The organism is Shewanella morhuae (assembly GCF_003028295.1).
In the GTDB taxonomy this organism is placed as follows: Bacteria; Pseudomonadota; Gammaproteobacteria; order Enterobacterales; family Shewanellaceae; genus Shewanella; species Shewanella morhuae.
In genome coordinates this window covers 1,650,210-1,670,095 of record NZ_PYSG01000002.1, presented here as the reverse complement: position 1 = coordinate 1,670,095, position 19,886 = coordinate 1,650,210, and the positions used below count along the sequence as shown (strand labels likewise).

The following is a 19,886-nucleotide window of genomic DNA, read 5'->3' as shown; positions in this document are numbered from 1 at the left end:
AAAGGGATCAAAATGACAGCTCAAGCAAAATACTTAAAAGATTATCAGGCCCCTCTTTTTACGATAGAAACCATTGATTTAGCCTTTAATTTGGCGGGTAACGAAACTCAAGTACAGGCGATAAGCCGAGTAAAGCGTACTGCTAAACATGAACAAGCGTTAGTGTTAGATGGCGATGATTTAAACATCGTATCGTTAACTGTCGATGGTGAGGTTGTGCCTTATCATGTGAGTGCGGGCCAGTTAGTCTTAGAGACGACGCTTGATGAGTTTGAGCTTAACATCATTACTAAGCTCGATCCTGAGGCTAATTCGAGCCTGGAAGGGTTGTATATGTCTGATGGCGCCTATTGCACACAATGCGAGGCCGAAGGCTTTAGACGTATCACTTATTTTCTCGACCGTCCCGATGTATTAGCTAAATATACAGTGCGTATTGAAGCTGATAATGCTGCGTTTCCATTTTTACTGAGTAACGGTAATTTAATCGATCAAGGTGAATTAGAAGGAGGACGCCATTATGTTTGCTGGCAAGATCCGTTTCCAAAACCAGCCTATTTGTTTGCCTTGGTCGCTGGCGATTTTGACTTATTACAAGATGAGTTTGTTACCCGCAGCCGCCGTAAAGTAATTTTGCAAGTGTTTGTCGATAGAGGGAATTTACATAAAGCCCACCATGCAATGGCGTCACTGAAAAAGTCAATGGCATGGGATGAAAGCCGTTTTGATCTCGAATACGATTTAGATATTTATATGATAGTCGCGGTCGATTTTTTCAATATGGGCGCGATGGAAAACAAAGGCTTAAATATCTTTAACACAAAATATGTGCTGGCAGATACCTTAACCGCTACTGATGATGATTATCACGGTATTGAGTCTGTCGTTGGCCATGAGTATTTTCATAATTGGACCGGTAACCGCGTAACGTGCCGTGATTGGTTCCAGTTAAGTCTAAAAGAAGGGCTAACGGTATTTCGTGACCAAGAATTTAGTTCCGATGTGGGTTCACGCGCAGTGAATCGAATTCATGCAATTAAAGTCATAAAAAATCAGCAGTTTGCCGAAGATTCAGGCCCTATGTCTCATTCGATTCGTCCAGAATCGGTGATAGAGATGAATAATTTTTATACTGTGACTGTGTATAACAAAGGTGCTGAAGTGATCCGTATGATGCACACTTTGCTTGGCGAAGAAAAGTTTCAGGCGGGGATGAAGCTGTATTTTAAACGCCACGATGGCCAAGCCGTTACCTGCGATGATTTCGTGGCAGCAATGGAAGATGCCAGCGGCGTAGATTTAACCCAATTCCGTTTATGGTATAGCCAAGCAGGTACACCAATTGTGACTGCAATGGATAATTTCGATGCACAAACAGGCACATATCAATTAACCCTGAAACAAAGTCTCGCAAATAGCCCATCACCCTTACATATTCCGTTCAGTATTGAACTTTTAGATGCCAATGGACAGTCTTTAGTGACTGAAGTGCTTAACTTTACTCAAGCTGAGCAAGTGTTTAGTTTTGAGGGATTAACCCACAAACCGGTAGCTTCATTACTACAAGACTTCTCAGCGCCTGTTAAATTACATTATGACTTTGATGTTGAACAACTGGTTCATTTAATGCGTTTTGCCAGCAGTGAAGTCGCGCGCTGGGAAGCCTCTGTCACTTTAGTGAGCCAAGCTATTTGGCAAAATGTGGCGAGCTTACAACAGCAACAAGCCATGACACTCGACCTTCGAGTGCGCGATAGCTTTAAAGGCGTATTATTAGATACCAAACTCGACCTTGCGTTAATCGCTGAAATATTAGCGATACCGACAGCATCTGCTCTGATTGAGCAAACAGAGTGTGTTGATTTAGATGCCTTAGCCTTAGCCCGTGAATTTGTGTTAACAGAGTTAGCCTCATATTGTGAAGATGAGTTAGTTACCTTATATCGTTCATTGATTGGAGAGGATACAAATCAGGCAAGAGCGTTAAAAAATCAATGTCTTATTTGGCTAGCAAAGGTATCGAATGAGGCTAATAATTTAGTGATAGCTCAGTTTGAGAACGCGAGTAATATGACAGACTCACTCGGCGCACTGACGGCGGCGAATATGGGCGATTTACCTTGCCGTGATGAGCTAATGTCGACATTTGAATTGCGTTGGCAAGATACACCTTTAGTCATGGATAAATGGTTTATGCTGCAGGCTAACCGTGATTCAGATGAGGTCATTGAATGTCTTCGTCAATTACAGCAACACAAGAGTTTTAGTATGAACAATCCTAACCGAGTGCGGGCATTAATTGGGAGTTTTGCGGCGGGCAATATTTATCAGTTCCACCGTAAAGATGGTAAAGGTTATACGTTTTTAACCGAATGTTTAATTACCCTTAATCACTTAAATCCACAGATTGCCGCTCGATTGGTGACGCCATTAATTCAGTTCCATAAGTTTGATTTAGGTCGTCAAACCTTGATTAAAACGTGTTTAGAACAACTTTTAGCCTTGCCTGATTTATCCAAGGATATGTATGAGAAAGTGTCGAAGACGTTAGCAAGCTAACCGTTTGTGGGAGGAGGGTGGCAGTGAATGCCGCCCTAATATTATGGAATTACATTTCAAACTTTCTATAAGCTATAGAGATTTTTTACCTTATTATCAAGGTGTTGCTGATAAAATAGAGGTCCATGAAACTCAAGGAAGAATTCTGTGGATTAATGGTCGGCATTTTAGACGTTTCTTGACTGAAAATGGTATTCAGGGCTATTTCAAATTAGTTTTAGATAACAAGGGTCAGTTTGTTTCATTAAATCGTATTTAACGATAATTTGTTTATTTTAACTTAGAGCAATTACTTTAAACGGACGATTGATTATTATACACCTTCTTGAATACTCAGCTTAAAATTATGCACATGAATTTAAAGTGTTTTTTAAGCTTTTAATGCTTTAATTTATATCCTTCTTTTCCCTAATTTAAATCACTTCTGATAAATCTACAGCACAAATGTACCTACATGCTTAATTCTTTAGAAAATTATCTCTAACAGTGTCTTGCTCAAGGAGAATATTTGCTGTAACAATATTGTTGCCTGTGAGATAACAAGATGTTGAGCGTAATTCCTAAAACAAAAATCCAGCAGGGTACGGAGAGCTAAAATGAAAATTGTTAAAAATAGTTTTAACAAGTCGGCACTTGCTTTGGGGGTGGCGTCGGCATTGAGTTTATTAATGATCCCAAGTGTTAATGCTATATCATTTGATTGGGGAGAAGTTGAGGGTACATTTGACTCAACTTGGACTGCTGGTGCGAGCTGGCGTGTAGGGGAACGTGATTGGGAAGGTCAAATTGGTAAGGTGAATCAACCTCAATTCGATTGGTCTAATTACAGTGCATTTAACAATAATAAATATACTTCAGCTGAAATTTGGGCTCAACCAGGTTCCTATTCAAGCAACAACGATTTAAGTAACTTACTCTATTCTCAAGGTGACACTACCTCTGAAATCGTCAAAGGGTTACATGAGTTATCATTGAAATACGAAAACTTCGGTTTATTCGCCCGTGGTATGTATTTTTACGATCGCAAATTGAACGATGGCAACTATGACTACAGCGATCCAATAACGGGTAAAGAGTTTGACCCGTGTGAAGATAGCCGCGCCTCAGAAGTACAATGTAAAGATATTCGTTTATTAGATGCATTTGTGTATGGCAACTTTGATTTAAATAATGGTGCTAACCCACTTTCAATCCGTGTTGGTAATCAAGTGGTGTCGTGGGGTGAAAGTACGTTAATTGCCCACGGGATCAGTGAAATCAACGCGGTTGATTTGAACATACTTAACGCGCCAGGTGCTGAACTAAAAGAAGCATTCAGACCTCAAGGTATGGTGTGGGCATCTCTTGGTTTGACAGATTCGTTAACCGTTGAGGCTTTCTATCAGTATGACTGGGAACCTATTTGGGTGCCTACAGCGGGTTCTATCTTCGCAACGAATGATTTTGTTGGCTATGGCGGTTACGCACAAAATGCCCAGCTTGGATTTAATTCTAACCCTGATATCAATTTAGATTTTATGACGCAGGAATATGAACTTCTAGCGGGCATGATAGCCAGCGGTCAATCAATTCCAACACAGCAGTTAGTGGCTATGGCTTTAGCATATCCAACTAAATTAACACTGGTACAGGATGAGCAAAAACCCAGTGATGATGGTCAATACGGTATCAAGTTAGGTTATTACGCGCCACAACTTGGTGAAACCGAATTTGGGTTCTATTTTATGAATTACCATAGCCGTCGCCCACTTATTAGTGGTACAGCTGCTGATTTTAGTACGGGTGCGCTGTTATCTGATATGGCAGTACTTGGTCAAAGCGCGGGGGATATTAACCGCGAACTATTATTGAGTTTGAAGAGCTTCTCTAAAGCGCAAGTCGTCTATCCAGAAGATATTAAACTTTATGGTTTTAGCTTTAACACGCTTGTTGGTGATACCTCTGTCGCGGGCGAAATTGCTCATCGTCAAGATGAACCACTGCAAATTGATGACGTTGAATTGTTGTTTGCAGGTATGCCACAGCAGTTAGCCAATGCGGGAATTCGTCCCGATCTTGATGGTATTTCACAGATTAAAGATGTTCAACCGGGTGAAACCGTCGATGGCTTTATTCGCCTTGACACCACACAGGCACAGGTGACATTGACCCATTTATTTGGCCCAACTTTGGGACTCGATAATTTGACAATGCTGGCCGAAGTCGGTGGTGTATGGATCCACGATATGCCTGGTTTTGATGAATTACGTCTTAATGGTCCAGGTACATCTCGTTCTGGTGGCAATCCAGATATGCCGGGGATTATTCAAGCTCTGCATAACGGCCCCGAAACTAATCCATTCCCTACTGATTTTGCCTGGGGTTACCGCGTAGTGGCTAAAGCCGATTTCAATAATATATTCGCTGGGGTCAACATGTCACCACGAATGATTTTCTCCCATGACGTTGACGGTATTACGCCCGATCCTATGTTCCTGTTCACGGAAGGACGTAAGTCTGTCGCGTTAGGTGTTAACTTCGACTATCAAAACCGTTGGGGTGCAGATATCTCCTATAATAATTTCTTTGGTGGTGTCGGGACGACAAATGCGATGGCAGATCGTGATTATGTTTCATTCAATATCAAGTATTCGATCTAAAAGGACTCAAACAATGAAGAAACTGACGATATTGGCGAGCGCGGTAATGATGGCGCTTGTGGTGCCAGTGGCTACGGCGAAAATTTCTGAAGCCGATGCCGCTAAACTTGGCAATGAGTTAACGCCTTTAGGGGCTGAAAAAGCTGGTAATGCTGACGGTTCTATTCCTGCGTGGGATGGGGGCATTACTAAACCTGTAGCGGGTTATACCAAGGGGATGCATCATCCCGATCCTTTTCCTGAAGATAAGATTGAATTTACCATCACCAATGCTAATAAAGAGCAATATAAAGACTTTTTAACGCCGGGTCAGATAAAGTTATTCGAGCTTTATCCTGAAACCTACAAAATGAATGTGTATCAAACTCGCCGTAGCGCCTCTGTGCCGCAATATGTCTATGATGCGACTAAGGTGAATGCTACCCGTGCAGAATTGATTGCCCAAGGTAATGGGATTTCAGGTGCCACCATCGGTATTCCATTCCCGATCCCTGCAAATGGTTTAGAAGCGATTTGGAACCATATTTTACGTTTTCGCGGTGTTGAAATTTCGACTTCACGTAGCCAAGCTGCCCCGACAGCCAATGGGAGTTACAGCTTAGTCGAAACAGCCGAAGAAATTCGATTTGAATATTCTCGCCCTGAAATCACCTTAGAACAACTGAAAGCTAACAATACCTTATTTTACTTTAAACAAGTGGTAACCCAGCCTGCGCGTCTCGCTGGAACCGCGTTGTTAGTCAAAGAAACCATGGATCAGGAGGCATTGCCTCGTCAAGCTTGGACCTATAACACCGGACAACGCCGTGTACGCAAAGCGCCAAACGTAGCATTTGATACACCTGGTACAGTGTCCGATGGTCTACGTACTACAGATGACTTAGACATGTTTAATGGCTCACCATCGCGTTACAACTGGGAGCTTGTGGGTAAGAAAGAAATTTATATTCCGTATAACGACTATAAATTGCATTCAGACAAGCTGAAATATGACCAAATATTAAAACCGGGTCATGTGAATCCTGAATATGTGCGCTGGGAAAAACACCGTGTATGGCAGGTGAGGGCAACGCTGAAAGAAGGTATGCGCCACATTTATAAAGTACGCGACATGTATCTTGATGAAGATTCTTGGCAAGTATCGATTGCCGATCTTTATGATAACCGAGATCAGATGTATCGTGTGGCCGTTGCACATGGCTTGAACTACTACGAAGTTCCGACTCAATGGGACACCTTAGAAGTATTCCATGATTTGCAATCTCGTCGCTATCTCGCTATGGGCTTAGATAATCAAAGTGGTATGTATAACTTCGATGCCAAATTGCCTGAAGCTAACTTTACCCCCGATGCATTACGTCGTGAAGGTATTCGTTAATAAGCCATGTATAAAGGGGCGCTTTGCGCCCCTCATCCGTTTTAAGGAAGTTTGTATGCCGTTTCGCATCCTTCAGTGTGTTGCTGTATTTTGTTTGGGTAGTACTTTTTTTCCTTCTACGCTATCAGCAACTTCATCAGATCTGCTTTTTTCTCAAATTCAACCCCTTGCTGCATCGTCCTTAATTTTGGATATTGCTAACGTTGGCAATGGTTTAGTTGCTGTTGGTGAACGCGGTCATGTATTAGTGTATGACGGTAGTTGGCAGCAAGTAGCGACGCCCGTTAGCTCGCAGTTAACGAAAGTATTTTTTATTAATCAGAAATTGGGTTGGGCTGTTGGCCATGATGCAACCATTTTGCATACTCAAGATGGCGGCCAAACTTGGCAATTACAGATGCATTCGCCCGAGATAGAAAAACCCTTCCTCGATGTGATGTTTTTAAGTGAAAACAATGGTATTGCTGTTGGCGCTTATGGTTTGTTTTATCGCACTAGCGATGGTGGCGCTCATTGGAACGATGAGTTCCATGAAGAACTTTTAGCTGAAGAAGACGTATCTTATTTAGCAGAGTTAAAGGATAGCGACCCCTCTGCTTATTTAAGTGCGCGCACGTCTTTATTGCCACATTTTAATCGCGTTTTAACGTTAACCGATGGACGTTTATTGCTGGTTGGTGAGTTGGGCTTAGTGGCTGTTTCTAGCGACCAAGGCAAAACATTTGCACGTACCAGTTTTGCTTACGATGGTTCGATGTTTAATGCCATAGAAACTCAAGATACTGTGTATGTGATGGGGCTTCGCGGGCATGTATTTAAGGCCGACGTGAGTTTAAACCAGTGGACTGAAATCACCTTACCAGTGCAATCCTCAATCAATGGCGTCATGTCTGCCGCTGACGATACACTATATTTAGTTGGCAATGCGGGGATCGTTATAAAACTGAATAAGGACGATAGCAGCAGTATTGTCACTCGTCGCCAAGGGGAAAACTTAGTCTCAATTGCGAAGGATAAGCAAGGTGATATTTGGTTATCTGGTAGTCAAGGATTGTTTATTCTTAAGCCATAAAATTTTAAAACAACAATAACAGGGCCGAGAAGATGTTAGAGAAACTGGTCAACGGATTTGAATCATTTTTATTTCGCAACCGCGCGTGGGTTGTTGGTATTTTTATATTTTTGACGTTGTTTCTAGGCTATCAAGCCAGTCAACTCAAAATGGATGCTGCTTTTATTAAAAATATTCCACTGCATCACAGTTATATGCAGACCTATCTTAAACACCAAAAAGATTTTGGCGGGGCTAACAGCATTATGGTGGCGGTAGAAGATACTAGCGGCAATATTTTTAATGCTAATTATTTTGATACCTTAAAAAATGTGCACGATCAGCTATTTTTTATTCCAGGTGTTGATCGTGCGCAGGTGAAATCCGTTTTTTCGCCATCGACTCGCTTTACCGAGGTTGTTGAAGACGGCTTTGCTGGCGGGCCGGTTATCCCCGCTGATTTTTCAACTTCGGTAGAGGGCTTAGAAACCGTTCGCGATAATATCGAAAAAGCCGGCATTGTCGGCCGATTAATTGCCAACGATTATAGTGCGGCTATGGTATCGGCACAGTTAATGGATTTTGATCCACAAACGGGAAAACCGCTCGATACTATTGCCTTTGCGGCGCAACTTGAAAAAGAACTTCGGGGCAAGTTCGAAACAGATAAAGTTAAAATTCATATCATCGGTTTTGCTAAAATGGCCGGTGATGTGGCCGATGGCGCTAAGGGTGTATTGCTGTTTTTTGTGATCGCCATTTTGATTACAGCCGTTATGGTTTACCTGTTTTCTAAATCACTGATCCTGACTATTTTACCCCTCGTCTGTAGCTTAACGGCTGTAGTATGGCAACTCGGTTTGTTGACTGTGATAGGGTTTGGCCTTGATCCTATGTCAATTTTGGTACCGTTTTTGGTGTTTGCCATTGGGGTGAGCCATGGAGTGCAGATCATCAATGCGGTAAGGCATCGCGTTATCGATGGGCAAACTACAAGAGCGGCAGCTGCCTCGGCATTTCGCAGTTTATTAGTCCCTGGCGGCGTAGCATTGCTGTCTGACACTGTTGGCTTTATTACTCTTTTATCTATTGATATTGGTATCATTCGTGAGTTGGCAATTTCGGCATCACTGGGCGTGGGCGTGATTATTTTCACTAACCTTATTCTATTACCGTTAGTCATTTCCTTTACTGAAATCAAAGTCAACAAACATGCTGTGCCGACGACTGAAGAAGTTCGCAGTGATGCCATTTGGCGTTTCTTAGCACGGTTTGCAACACCTAAATATGCAGTGGTAGTCATTATTGCCACCGTGGTGCTGTATTTTATTGGCCTACAACAAGCTAATAAAATGAAGATTGGTGACTTACAAGGTGGGGCGCCAGCGTTACATCAGGATTCACGCTATAACTTAGACACCTTCTTTATTACCGATCATTTCTCGATTACCACAGATGTTATGACTGTGATTGTTGAGGCGGCGCCTGAGGCTTGTACTTACCATGATGTACTGACACAAATTGATGAGTTTGAATGGTTAGTGCGTAATACTCCCGGAGTTGAATCAACAGTGAGTTTGGCCTCTGTGGCTAAAAAAGTGAATGCCGGCTTTAACGAAGGTAATCCAAGATGGGAAGTGTTGCCGCGCACAACAGCAAGCTTAGTACAGGCCATTGGTCAGATTCCTACCACTTCGGGTTTATTAAATAGTGATTGTTCTGTGATGCCCGTATATCTATTTATGAAAGATCACAAAGCTGAAACCATTGAAACTGTGGTCGCGAAAGTCAAAACGGTTGCGGCTAAAATGGATAACGATAAGTTACAGTTTAAATTGGCATCTGGACCCGTGGGCGTTATGGCTGCAACCAATGAAGCGGTTGCGCAGGCGCAGTTACCTATGATGTTGTACGTCTATGGTGCTGTGTTTGTTCTGTGCTTAATCAGTTTTAAATCTTTTAAAGCGACGGTGGCGGTGATTATTCCACTTTATGTGGTGTCGACATTGGCACAAGCCTTGATGACTCAGCTTGATATTGGCTTAGCTGTCAGCACCTTACCCGTTATTGCGCTTGGCGTAGGCATAGGTGTGGACTATGGTATTTATATCCTTTCGACCATGTCGCCTAAATTGTCAGAAGGGATGCCAGTACAGCAGGCTTATTATGAGGCATTGGTTGAGCGGGGTAGTGCGGTGATCTTTACTGGCCTCACATTAGCAATTGGTGTGAGCACTTGGTTCTTCTCCGCACTTAAATTCCAAATGGACATGGGTATATTGTTAACATTTATGTTTGTGGTAAATATGCTCGGTGCAATCATTATATTGCCGGCATTGTCCGCTGTTTTCTGGCGCCAACCTAAGTAGATACTATCAATGGGGAGCATGAGCTCCCCATTTGCTTTTGAATACTTAGTCTGCTTTATCGATTATTTGGTCATATCTTATTATGGGTTTACGTCAATACTGACTTTAGACAGGATGTACCACTAAAATTTTGCTCGAATTACAGTGAGTTTAGTAATAGACTTTGCCCGATGATCCAGATCACACTAAATTAATCTGAGATTATTAAGCCGAAGCATCCAAATAATGAAAAAAAGCGCTGCCATAGACGCTTAAGGAAACAGCAACATGGCCTTGAAAGATGCAATGCCTTCAGTACTACTTGAAAAGGTAGTCAGTTTAATTCACGCTAAAGTCCCTAATTCACACGTCAAGCAAGTTGAACAGTTTGCCACCTGCCTTTATGCCCACATGTCGAAAGATGATCTCAATGCGCGTAATGACAGTGATTTATATGGTGCGGTTCTGAGTTTATGGAACGCCCTAAATAAAACGCCCAAAGGTAACACTCATCTACGAGTGTTCAACCCTAGCCAGGCCAAACACGGCTGGCAATCTACTCACTCGATCATTGAAATAATCCAACCTGACATGCCATTCTTGGTAGATTCAGTTGGTATGGCATTGAATCGTATGGGTATTACGGCACACATGATGTTGCATACACCTCTGGCCATTGAGCGCTCAGAAAGCAGTGTGAGCAATGTGGCTTATCTTAATCAGAGCCCTGAAAGCACTGAGCATGTTGCCGTTTTTCTGATTGAAATTGACCGTCAAAGCAGTACCGTTGACATTAAAGCATTAGAGCGCGAAATTCAGTCAGTACTGGCCGACGTTGCTGCTTCAGTCAACAATTGGGAAGCTATGTCGGCTAAGTTGAGTGAGACCATCAAGGACTTGCCAACCCGCCCGTTCCCAGGTGATCAGCAAGAGTTAGAAGAAACGATTAACTTCTTAACCTACTTGAATAATCATCACTTCACCCTGCTAGGTTACCGTCAATACGATTTAAAGCGTATCGAGGGTGACGTTGAGTTAGTGCCAAATATCGCCTCTAGTTTAGGTTTGATGAACAAGCACACTAAAGCTCAACCAGAACAAGGTTTATTGCTATCTAGCTTCTCTGATAGCGCTCGTAAAGAAGCGTTAGATCACAGTTTGCTAATCCTTACGAAGAGTAGTGCCAAGAGCCGTGTTCATCGTCCAGCCTATGTTGATTATATCGGCATCAAGCGTTTTGATAAGCAAGGTAATGTGGTTGGTGAAGATAGATTCATCGGCTTATATGCATCAAATCTTTATAACCGCAGCCCACGAGAAATCCCACTGCTGAATGAGAAAGTGCAGCGTGTATTAGATCGTTCTGGCTTAACTCCACGTTCGCACGACTATAAAGCCCTGCTAAACATCTTGGAGAATCTACCTCGTGACGAGCTAATTCAAGCCAATATGGATGATTTAGCGCACATGGCGTATGGCGTGTTAGAAATGCAAGACAGAGATAAATTGAAACTCTTTGTGCGCAAAGATGGTTTTGGTCGTTTCTTATCTTGCTTAGTGTATGTTGCCAAAGATCGTTACAACACTAAACTTCGTCAAGATACTCAACGTATTTTGGCTCAACATTTTAACAGCAAAGAAGATGTAGAGTTTACGACTTATTTTTCTGAGTCAACGCTTGCTCGTACTCACTACATTGTCAAAGTTGATAACAATAATATGGATGTAGATGTGGCTGCCATAGAAAACAATTTAATCGAAGCGGCGCGTTCATGGGAAGATAAGTTAAGCACAGCGCTTAATAGTGCACTGGGCGAAGAAGCCGGCACACATCTGACTAAACGCTATTTCAATGCGTTTGAGCAAAGTTATAAAGAAGACGTATTGCCAAGCTCAGCTGTTGTTGACATGCAACAGCTTGAAGCGCTGGATGACGAACACAAACTGGGCATGTTGTTCTATCAACCGCAGGAAGCTGCGTTAAATGACAACAAAGTACGCTTGAAACTATTTCACAAAGATGAGCCTATTCATCTGTCTGACGTGCTGCCAATGCTCGAAAACTTTGGTCTGCGTGTGATTAACGAGCGTCCATATGAAGTGAAAACCTCTGATGGTTCTACTTTCTGGATTTTAGACTTCTTGATGACAGTTAAAGTCGTCAACACAGACAACATCGCCGATAGCCAAGATAGATTCCAAACTGCCTTGTCACAAGTGTGGCAAAAGAAATTAGAAGATGACGGTTTCAACCGTATTATTCTGGCGTCAGGTTTGACGGGTCGTGAAGTGTCAGTATTACGTGCTTATGCTAAATACATGCGCCAAATTGATGCAACATTTAGCCAAGCCTATATCGAAGAAACCTTCGGACGTTACCCACAAATCGCTGATTTGCTAGTTAAAATGTTCGTCCGTAAGTTTAATCCTAAACTAAAAACCCGCACTCTGGGCAAGTTTATGGAACAAATTAATCTACGTTTAGACGAAGTATCTAGCTTAGATGATGACCGTATTATTCGCCGTTATTTAGACCTGATTAATGCCACTGTACGTACTAACTTCTATCAACAGGATGCAAAAGGCGAAGCGAAGAGTTATATCTCGTTCAAATTCATGCCTTCAATGATCCCTGAAATGCCACGTCCATTGCCGAAATTCGAAATATTCGTTTATTCGCCACGGGTTGAAGGTGTGCATTTACGTTACGGCAAAGTGGCTCGTGGTGGTTTGCGCTGGTCAGATCGTCGTGAAGACTTCCGTACCGAAGTATTAGGTTTGGTTAAAGCTCAACAAGTGAAAAACACCGTTATTGTACCCGTGGGGGCAAAAGGTGGTTTCGTTTGTAAACAGTTGCCTACTGAAGGCGGTCGTGAAGCCTTTTTCACCGAAGGTCAAGATTGCTACCGCTTGTTCATCCGTGCATTACTGGATATTACCGACAACATCGTTAATGGTGAAATCGTCCATCCGCTTGATGTTATCCGTCACGATGAAGATGACCCATATTTAGTGGTGGCAGCCGATAAAGGCACCGCGACCTTCTCTGATATCGCTAACTCAATCGCCATTGAATACGGTTTTTGGTTAGGTGATGCATTTGCATCGGGTGGCAGTAACGGTTACGACCATAAGAAAATGGGTATTACCGCTAGAGGTGGATGGGAGTCGGTTAAGCGCCACTTCCGCGAAGTGGGCATTGATTGTCAAACCACAGACTTTACCTGTATTGGTATTGGTGACATGGCGGGCGACGTATTCGGTAACGGTATGTTGTTGTCTGAGCACACTAAGTTAGTGGCTGCATTTAACCACATGCATATCTTTATTGATCCTAATCCAGATGCAGCGCTAAGCCACGCTGAACGAGCGCGTTTATTTGTACTACCCCGTTCAAGCTGGGAAGACTACAACAGTAAGTTGATTTCAAAAGGTGGCGGTATTTTCCTACGTTCATCTAAATCAATTCCATTATCGGCAGAAATACAGCAGATGTTGGCCACAGAGAAAACCTCTATGACCCCCACTGAGCTGATGAAAGAACTGCTGAAAATGCCCGTTGATCTTATTTGGAACGGCGGCATTGGTACTTATATTAAATCGTCTCGCGAAACACATGCTGAAGTGGGCGATCGTGCTAACGATGCTCTGCGTGTTAACGGCGGAGAACTGCGCGCTAAGATAGTCGGTGAGGGCGGTAACTTAGGTTGTACTCAATTAGGCCGTATCGAATACGCGATGAACGGTGGCCGTATTAACACCGATTTTGTGGATAACGTCGGTGGCGTTGACTGTTCAGATAATGAAGTTAACATCAAAATCCTATTAAATGCGTTAGTGCATGATGGCGAAATGACGCTGAAACAGCGTAACCGTTTGCTGGAAGAAATGACGGAAGAAGTTCGTCAAATCGTGTTACAGGATTGTCAGGATCAAACTCGCACACTTTCTGTTACCCAAGTACGCGGTGCTGAGCAGTTAAAAGAACAAATACGCTTTATTCAATACCTTGAAAAAGAAGGTAAGTTAGATAGAGCATTAGAGTTCTTACCATCTGATGACGAGCTTGCTGAACGTTTAGCCAATGGTCGTTCATTAACGCGCCCTGAGCTAGCGGTACTAGGTGCTTATTCTAAGATGGTGTTGAAAGAGCAATTAGTCACTCCTGAAATCACTGAAGATAGCTTGTTAAGTCAATTATTAATTGCTTACTTCCCTAAAAAACTTCAGGAAAAGTATAGCGATAGAATGGCTACACACCCATTACGCGGTGAAATTATTGCAACTTCATTAGCCAATGAAATTGTTAATGATATGGGGCTTAACTTTGTTCAGCGTATGCAAGATGAGACGGGTGCCTCAGTTGCTGATGCGGCGATTTGTTACACTATGGCTCGCGAAGTGTTTGGTTTAGCTGAGTTAACTGAATCGATTAGCCAATTAAATGGTATTGTTCCAGCCGTTGTTCAAGGCGAGATGTTGCACCAGTTACGTCGAAATATGCGTCGTGCATGTCGCTGGTTCTTACGTCATCGTAATCGCGCATCGAGCATTGAACAAACTGTTGCTTTCTTCAAGCCGGTATTTGAACAACTAAAAGCTAATGTGCATTTATATCTAGCAGAAGATGAAGCTGCGGGTATTCAAACTGAGATCAATGCGTTGGTCAAAGAGAATGTACCGCAAGATCTTGCTACGGTTGTTGCTAACATGAGCACCTTGTTCTCCGCACTTGATATTGCACAAATTGCGCAAGCTGAAGACCGCAGTGTTGCTCTTGTTGCTGAAACTTACTTTAAATTGGGTGCGCGTATTGAGCTACATTGGTTCCTAGAACAAATTAGCGCGCAACCAGTCGCTAACCATTGGCAAGCACTTGCCCGTGCAGCCTTTAGAGAAGAGTTAGATTGGCAGCAACGCGCACTAAGTTCAGTGGTATTAAGAACCTGTAGTGAAAGCTGTGATGCGCAAACTGTGATTTCACAGTGGGTTGAAACCAACCAAACGCTGCTTGAAAGATGGTTGCATATGCTGGCTGATTTCAAAACATCGCAAAACCATGAGTTTGCTAAGTTCTCCGTCGCCCTACGTGAACTTAATCTGATGATCCTTCAGTGTGAAGGTCAAAAGTAAACTTTTATTATTATAAAAAGCCCTGGCGATAGCCGGGGCTTTTTTTAGGCTGAGGAAAATCTATGTTCTATAAAATCGCACAGAAAATCATGTTTCAGATGGATCCTGAGCGAGCGCATAATCTCGCCATTGGTGGTTTGCACATGACCAGCAATAGCCCACTAACTTGTTTTTATGGCCAACATATTACACCAGCACCAGTTACCTTTATGGGATTAACGTTTCCTAATCCAGTAGGACTTGCTGCGGGTATGGACAAAGATGGTGAATCGATTGATGCTTTTCATGCGATGGGCTTTGGTCATATTGAAGTGGGCACCGTGACACCAAGAGCACAACCGGGCAATGATTTGCCGCGTTTATTTAGATTAAAACTTGCCAAAGGTATTATTAATCGCATGGGCTTTAATAATAAAGGTGTCGATAATCTAGTCAAAAATTTGCTCGCTAAAAAGACTGATATTATGGTTGGCGTTAATATTGGCAAAAACAAAGACACGCCTGTTGAACAAGGTAAAGATGATTATTTGATCTGTATGGACAAAGTATACTTGCATGCCGCCTATATTGCGGTGAATATTTCATCTCCCAATACTCCAGGGTTGCGATCGCTACAGTATGGCGATCTATTAGATGAACTGTTAAGTGCGATTAAAACTAAGCAACTTGAGCTTGCTGAAAAACATAAAAAATACGTGCCTATTGCGCTTAAAATTGCACCTGATTTAACCAGCGAAGAAATAGAAAATATTGCACAAGCTTTAATTAATAATAAATTTGATGGTGCCATTGCGACCAATACGACGTTAACACGTGATGGTGTTAGCGGCCTTGCTAATGCGAATGAAAGTGGTGGCTTAAGTGGTAAACCGTTGACAGAGCTATCGACTAAAGTGATCAAACAATTAGCAAGCTGTTTAAAAGGACAGATCCCGATCATTGGTGTTGGAGGAATTAATAGCGCAGAAGATGCGCTGGCAAAATTTGATGCGGGTGCCACTATGGTACAAATTTATTCTGGTTTTATTTATCAAGGTCCAAAACTAATTAAAGAAATCGTTGACGCTTATCGCCTGAAATAATCATCTTATGATCAATATAACTTATCTCAATAAGATCTTTTTAATAATAGCGATCTAAAAAGATCCTTAGATCGCTGTTAGGATCCTGCAACATTTAAACTAAGTGTTTGTTAAATAATTTGTATTTTATTATATTTATTTTGATATTGGATAAAATATCTACTAATATGTCACAGTGTTCAAATATTGGGTCAATGTTATGTTATTAATGCCTCAAAAGGATTGGCAATGGAAATATAACGATTCCTATGGTTTATTAGGCGTATCGTTAGGTTCCGAGATAGAGTTTCTGACGGCTTATAAAGCGAGATCACTCATACCCGATGCATTATCTGGTATGGAGTTTAGTATTGAGCACGCCAAATTTTATATGAGCTTGATTGATAAGCTACCTAAAGCCTTATCTTTGACTGATGCTGCAATTGTCCAAATTGCGCTTAATGCAACTGCTGCGCATTTTATGTTAACGCCACAAATGCCTAAATCTTGGTTTTTTGATAACAGTGATGTGTGTGTTTATAGCGATGTCGGTAAAGTATTTGAGCTTAAATGCCAAAAGCAACGAGTGCTCGCCTTAGTCATTGAAAATACCCTACAGTCGGCGCTCGTGATGTTATTGTCACCTGAATGTGTCTTGTCGAGCGCGAAAATCATGCAACAGTTTGAAACCATCAAAGTGATGCATAATCGTTTACACCCGCTGCGTGCACAGCGTCATGTGGTTGCGGCATAGTTATAGTTATTGCGCATAACGATAATGTTTAACTTATGCTCTTACCCCGTGCTCTTAATCTAGTACTCTTAAATATTAATGCTTAGAGTTACAGCGCTTTTTAATAACGCATTTTATGCATAACCTCAAACCTATTACCTCAAATAGGCATATGTAAATTATTTGTGCGTTCCGCGTTTTTTTATTGTTTATTAGTGTGGCTTTTCTAGGTTATTTAGTATGGTAAGAATGAAATATCTATTGATATGATGGATGCTTTATATAGCATCTCCTTTTATCATCTGATCTAATATTAAATGATTTACCCCCCTCGAATTAAAAATTACCATCCTAAATCCTAAATCCTAAATCCTAAATCCTTTTTGATTATTAAATTTTGCCTTGGTTATTACCAAATCTGGCAGGAAGTTGCTTGGCCTCTCTGCGTTGGTCTGTCTAACCATAACTGGCTATGGCGTACGACAGAGCGCCTTGATATGTGCAAAAATCTGCGCATTCAGTTAGAAAATAGATTTTTCGTTTCAAAATAATTATTTATAGCATTGATTTAGTTTGTTAAATTTAGATTTTTCGACACTCGTTATCCCGAGTTCAAGTTTATTAGCAATTGAGATGATAAAAATCGTGGGTAAAGCGATTAGTGAAGGGATATTACTGCTGGCTTAACCCTTATTAGGTCATAAATCTGGCCTAATAAGGGCTATATTCTTAATAAGGGTAACATTATCGCGCGATAAATTATCTAACAGACCTTAGAGGTTAATCGTTACCTTTTCAATCACAATAGGCTCGCGAGGTACGTCTTCGTGACCAGCCACTGTGGTGGTTTTGACTTTCTCAATCTGCTGGATAATGTCCATTCCCGCCGTGACCTTACCAAATACCGCATAGCCCCAACCATTATTGGTGGTGGCGGTGTGATCTAAAAAGTCGTTATTAGCAGTATTAATAAAAAATTGAGCGGTAGCAGAGTGAGGTGCATCAGTACGTGCCATGGCGATAGTGCCCAAGGTATTACTTAAGCCTTTATTGGCTTCGTTGACGATGGGCTCATGGGTCGGCTTTTCTTTCATTTTTGCAGTAAAGCCGCCACCTTGGATCATAAAATCCTTGATCACTCGATGAAATATCGTGTGTTCAAAAAAACCTTCTTCGCAATAACGCACAAAGTTTTTTGAACTAACTGGCGCATGCTCAAAATCGAGTTCTATACTGATGTCGCCTAAATTGGTGCTGAATGTAATCATACGAATATCTTCTGTCTTAGTGAGTTATCACGTTTTATAAGTTAAGACTTTTTATAGAGTCATTACTTTGTTTTAGGGCCATTAGTCCAAGGATTAAATGGTGCACTGCGACCCGTTTCACCATCACTTATTGGCACCGATGCTGCGCGACTGAGTGTGGCTTTGGCTTCAGGCTTGGCTTTAGCACTACGATGTTTTTTCGCATGAGCAGTTTCAAAGGAGCCTTCTTTAGCTGGACGCTGCGGTTTAGCTTCAGGTGCACGTGGCTTAAAGGTTTTTGGTGTGATATTTTTCGGCACGAAATCGAGGATTGAAATTGGCACCTCTTTACTAGGTACAAAACCTTCTATTTCTTTGCGTACGATAATGTGGCCTAAACGGCGCTCAATAGCACACAGGTTTCTAAAATCATCTTTAGAGACAAAAGAGATAGCTTCACCACAGGCACCAGCACGACCGGTTCGGCCAATACGGTGAATATAATCGTCGGCTTCATCGGGCAAGTCGTAGTTAACTACGCGAGTAAGGGCGTCAATATCGATGCCGCGTGAGGCAACGCCAGTGGCAACTAAAAAGCGTAATTTTCCGGATTTAAAATCGACTAATAGCTGTTCGCGCACTGCTTGGCTACGACCACTGTGAATCGCTTCGGCGGCAATGCCGCGTTTTTCGAGTTGGCTGACGAGTTTGGCAGCGCCTTGTTTGGTCTGGATAAAAATTAGAGCCTGTTCCCACGCTTGCTCTGTAATGAGCTTACTCAGCAATGCTGATTTTTTGTCTTTATCAACGGTGATCAACCATTGATCAATCTGCGGCGCGTTGGCGCTATCGCGGGCAATTTCAATTTCGACGGGGTTTTCAACGGCAGTTTTCGCTAAAAAGCGTACTTGCTTAGATAAGGTTGCCGAAAACAATAGATTTTGTCGCTCAGCAGGCAGGCGCTCGATGATCTTATTGATATCTTCGATGAAGCCCATATCGAGCATTCTATCGGCTTCGTCTAACACTAAGACCGATATTTCATCAAAATGAATCGCTCTTTGGGTATACATGTCGAGCAATCGGCCCGGCGTCGCCACTAAAATGTCCACGCCTTCGATGAGGCGCTGTTTTTGAGGTGCTGCATCAACACCGCCATACATAGCCATCGATGTTAAGGGTAGATATTTAGCATATTTAGCAATATTGTCTTCTACCTGAACGGCCAATTCACGGGTCGGCGTCAGGATTAGTGCACGCACTCGTTTAGCGCGGATTTTTGGCTCATCGGCGAACATTTGCAGTAGCGGCAATACAAAGCTCGCTGTTTTACCTGTACCGGTTTGCGCGCCGGCGAGCAGGTTTTTACCTTTCAAGATCACTGGAATGGCTTTTTCTTGAATAGGAGTCGGTGTTGTATAGCCGAGCTCTGTGATGGCTCTTAAAATCGGATCGCTTAATCCAAGTTTGGAAAATGGCATTGAATGTCTCAGGTAAAGGGTCAGGTCAATCATTGTTAAACAAACTGAACGCTAAAGCGTTAACAGCGGAGCAGGGCAATATTATAGCAGGAGGTGCAACAAAATAGGCGATTATCATTATCGTCAAATTCTGTTTTGAGTTTATTAGGATATTTGTCCATATTGATGCGTAATACCTAGAGGATAGATATTGCGTACATTAATATCTCACAAATTTGTAACTGCGCGTGTATTAACAAGTAACACTGCTGCAATT

Annotated in this window: 11 protein-coding genes; 9 read left to right on the top strand and 2 right to left on the bottom strand. The window is 42.2% G+C overall.

The annotated features are described in order from the left end of the window. Positions 1–12: 12 nt before the first annotated feature. From pepN to C9I43_RS07795, 9 genes are all read left to right on the top strand, one after another. A complete protein-coding gene (gene pepN / locus C9I43_RS07835; protein ID WP_107883079.1) occupies positions 13–2,559 on the top strand; it encodes an aminopeptidase N in 2,547 nt (848 codons plus the stop codon). A gap of 43 nt (positions 2,560–2,602) precedes the next feature. Next, the gene (locus tag C9I43_RS07830; protein ID WP_076499742.1) at positions 2,603–2,818 is read left to right on the top strand and encodes a DUF2835 domain-containing protein; all 216 of its coding nucleotides are present in this window, start codon (positions 2,603–2,605) and stop codon (positions 2,816–2,818) included. A gap of 337 nt (positions 2,819–3,155) precedes the next feature. After that, positions 3,156–5,198, top strand: a complete 2,043-nt coding sequence (locus C9I43_RS07825; protein WP_107883077.1) for a DUF1302 domain-containing protein — start codon at positions 3,156–3,158, stop codon at positions 5,196–5,198. Positions 5,199–5,211: 13 nt separating this feature from the next. Beyond that, the gene (locus tag C9I43_RS07820; protein ID WP_076499746.1) at positions 5,212–6,576 is read left to right on the top strand and encodes a DUF1329 domain-containing protein; all 1,365 of its coding nucleotides are present in this window, start codon (positions 5,212–5,214) and stop codon (positions 6,574–6,576) included. A gap of 55 nt (positions 6,577–6,631) precedes the next feature. Then, a complete protein-coding gene (locus C9I43_RS07815; RefSeq protein ID WP_107883075.1) occupies positions 6,632–7,648 on the top strand; it encodes a WD40/YVTN/BNR-like repeat-containing protein in 1,017 nt (338 codons plus the stop codon). A 32-nt stretch (positions 7,649–7,680) separates the two neighbouring features. Next, complete coding sequence (locus tag C9I43_RS07810; protein ID WP_107883073.1) at positions 7,681–9,996, top strand: efflux RND transporter permease subunit; 2,316 nt, start codon at positions 7,681–7,683, stop codon at positions 9,994–9,996. 267 nt (positions 9,997–10,263) lie between these two features. Continuing rightward, positions 10,264–15,108 (top strand): NAD-glutamate dehydrogenase, encoded by a 4,845-nt coding sequence (locus C9I43_RS07805; RefSeq protein WP_076499751.1) that lies wholly within the window; start codon positions 10,264–10,266, stop codon positions 15,106–15,108. A gap of 62 nt (positions 15,109–15,170) precedes the next feature. Continuing rightward, a complete protein-coding gene (gene pyrD / locus C9I43_RS07800) occupies positions 15,171–16,190 on the top strand; it encodes a quinone-dependent dihydroorotate dehydrogenase (RefSeq protein WP_107883071.1) in 1,020 nt (339 codons plus the stop codon). A gap of 199 nt (positions 16,191–16,389) precedes the next feature. Beyond that, positions 16,390–16,923, top strand: coding sequence for a cell division protein ZapC (locus C9I43_RS07795; RefSeq protein ID WP_107883069.1), 534 nt, complete (start codon positions 16,390–16,392; stop codon positions 16,921–16,923). Between the two features lie 752 nt (positions 16,924–17,675). On the opposite strand, the gene C9I43_RS07790 is transcribed toward C9I43_RS07795, so the two are convergent. Together C9I43_RS07790 and C9I43_RS07785 are read right to left on the bottom strand one after the other, a co-directional pair. Beyond that, a complete protein-coding gene (locus tag C9I43_RS07790; protein ID WP_107883067.1) occupies positions 17,676–18,170 on the bottom strand; it encodes a peptidylprolyl isomerase in 495 nt (164 codons plus the stop codon). Positions 18,171–18,232: 62 nt separating this feature from the next. Beyond that, a complete protein-coding gene (locus C9I43_RS07785; RefSeq protein WP_076499759.1) occupies positions 18,233–19,630 on the bottom strand; it encodes a DEAD/DEAH box helicase in 1,398 nt (465 codons plus the stop codon). Between the last annotated feature and the right edge of the window lie 256 nt (positions 19,631–19,886).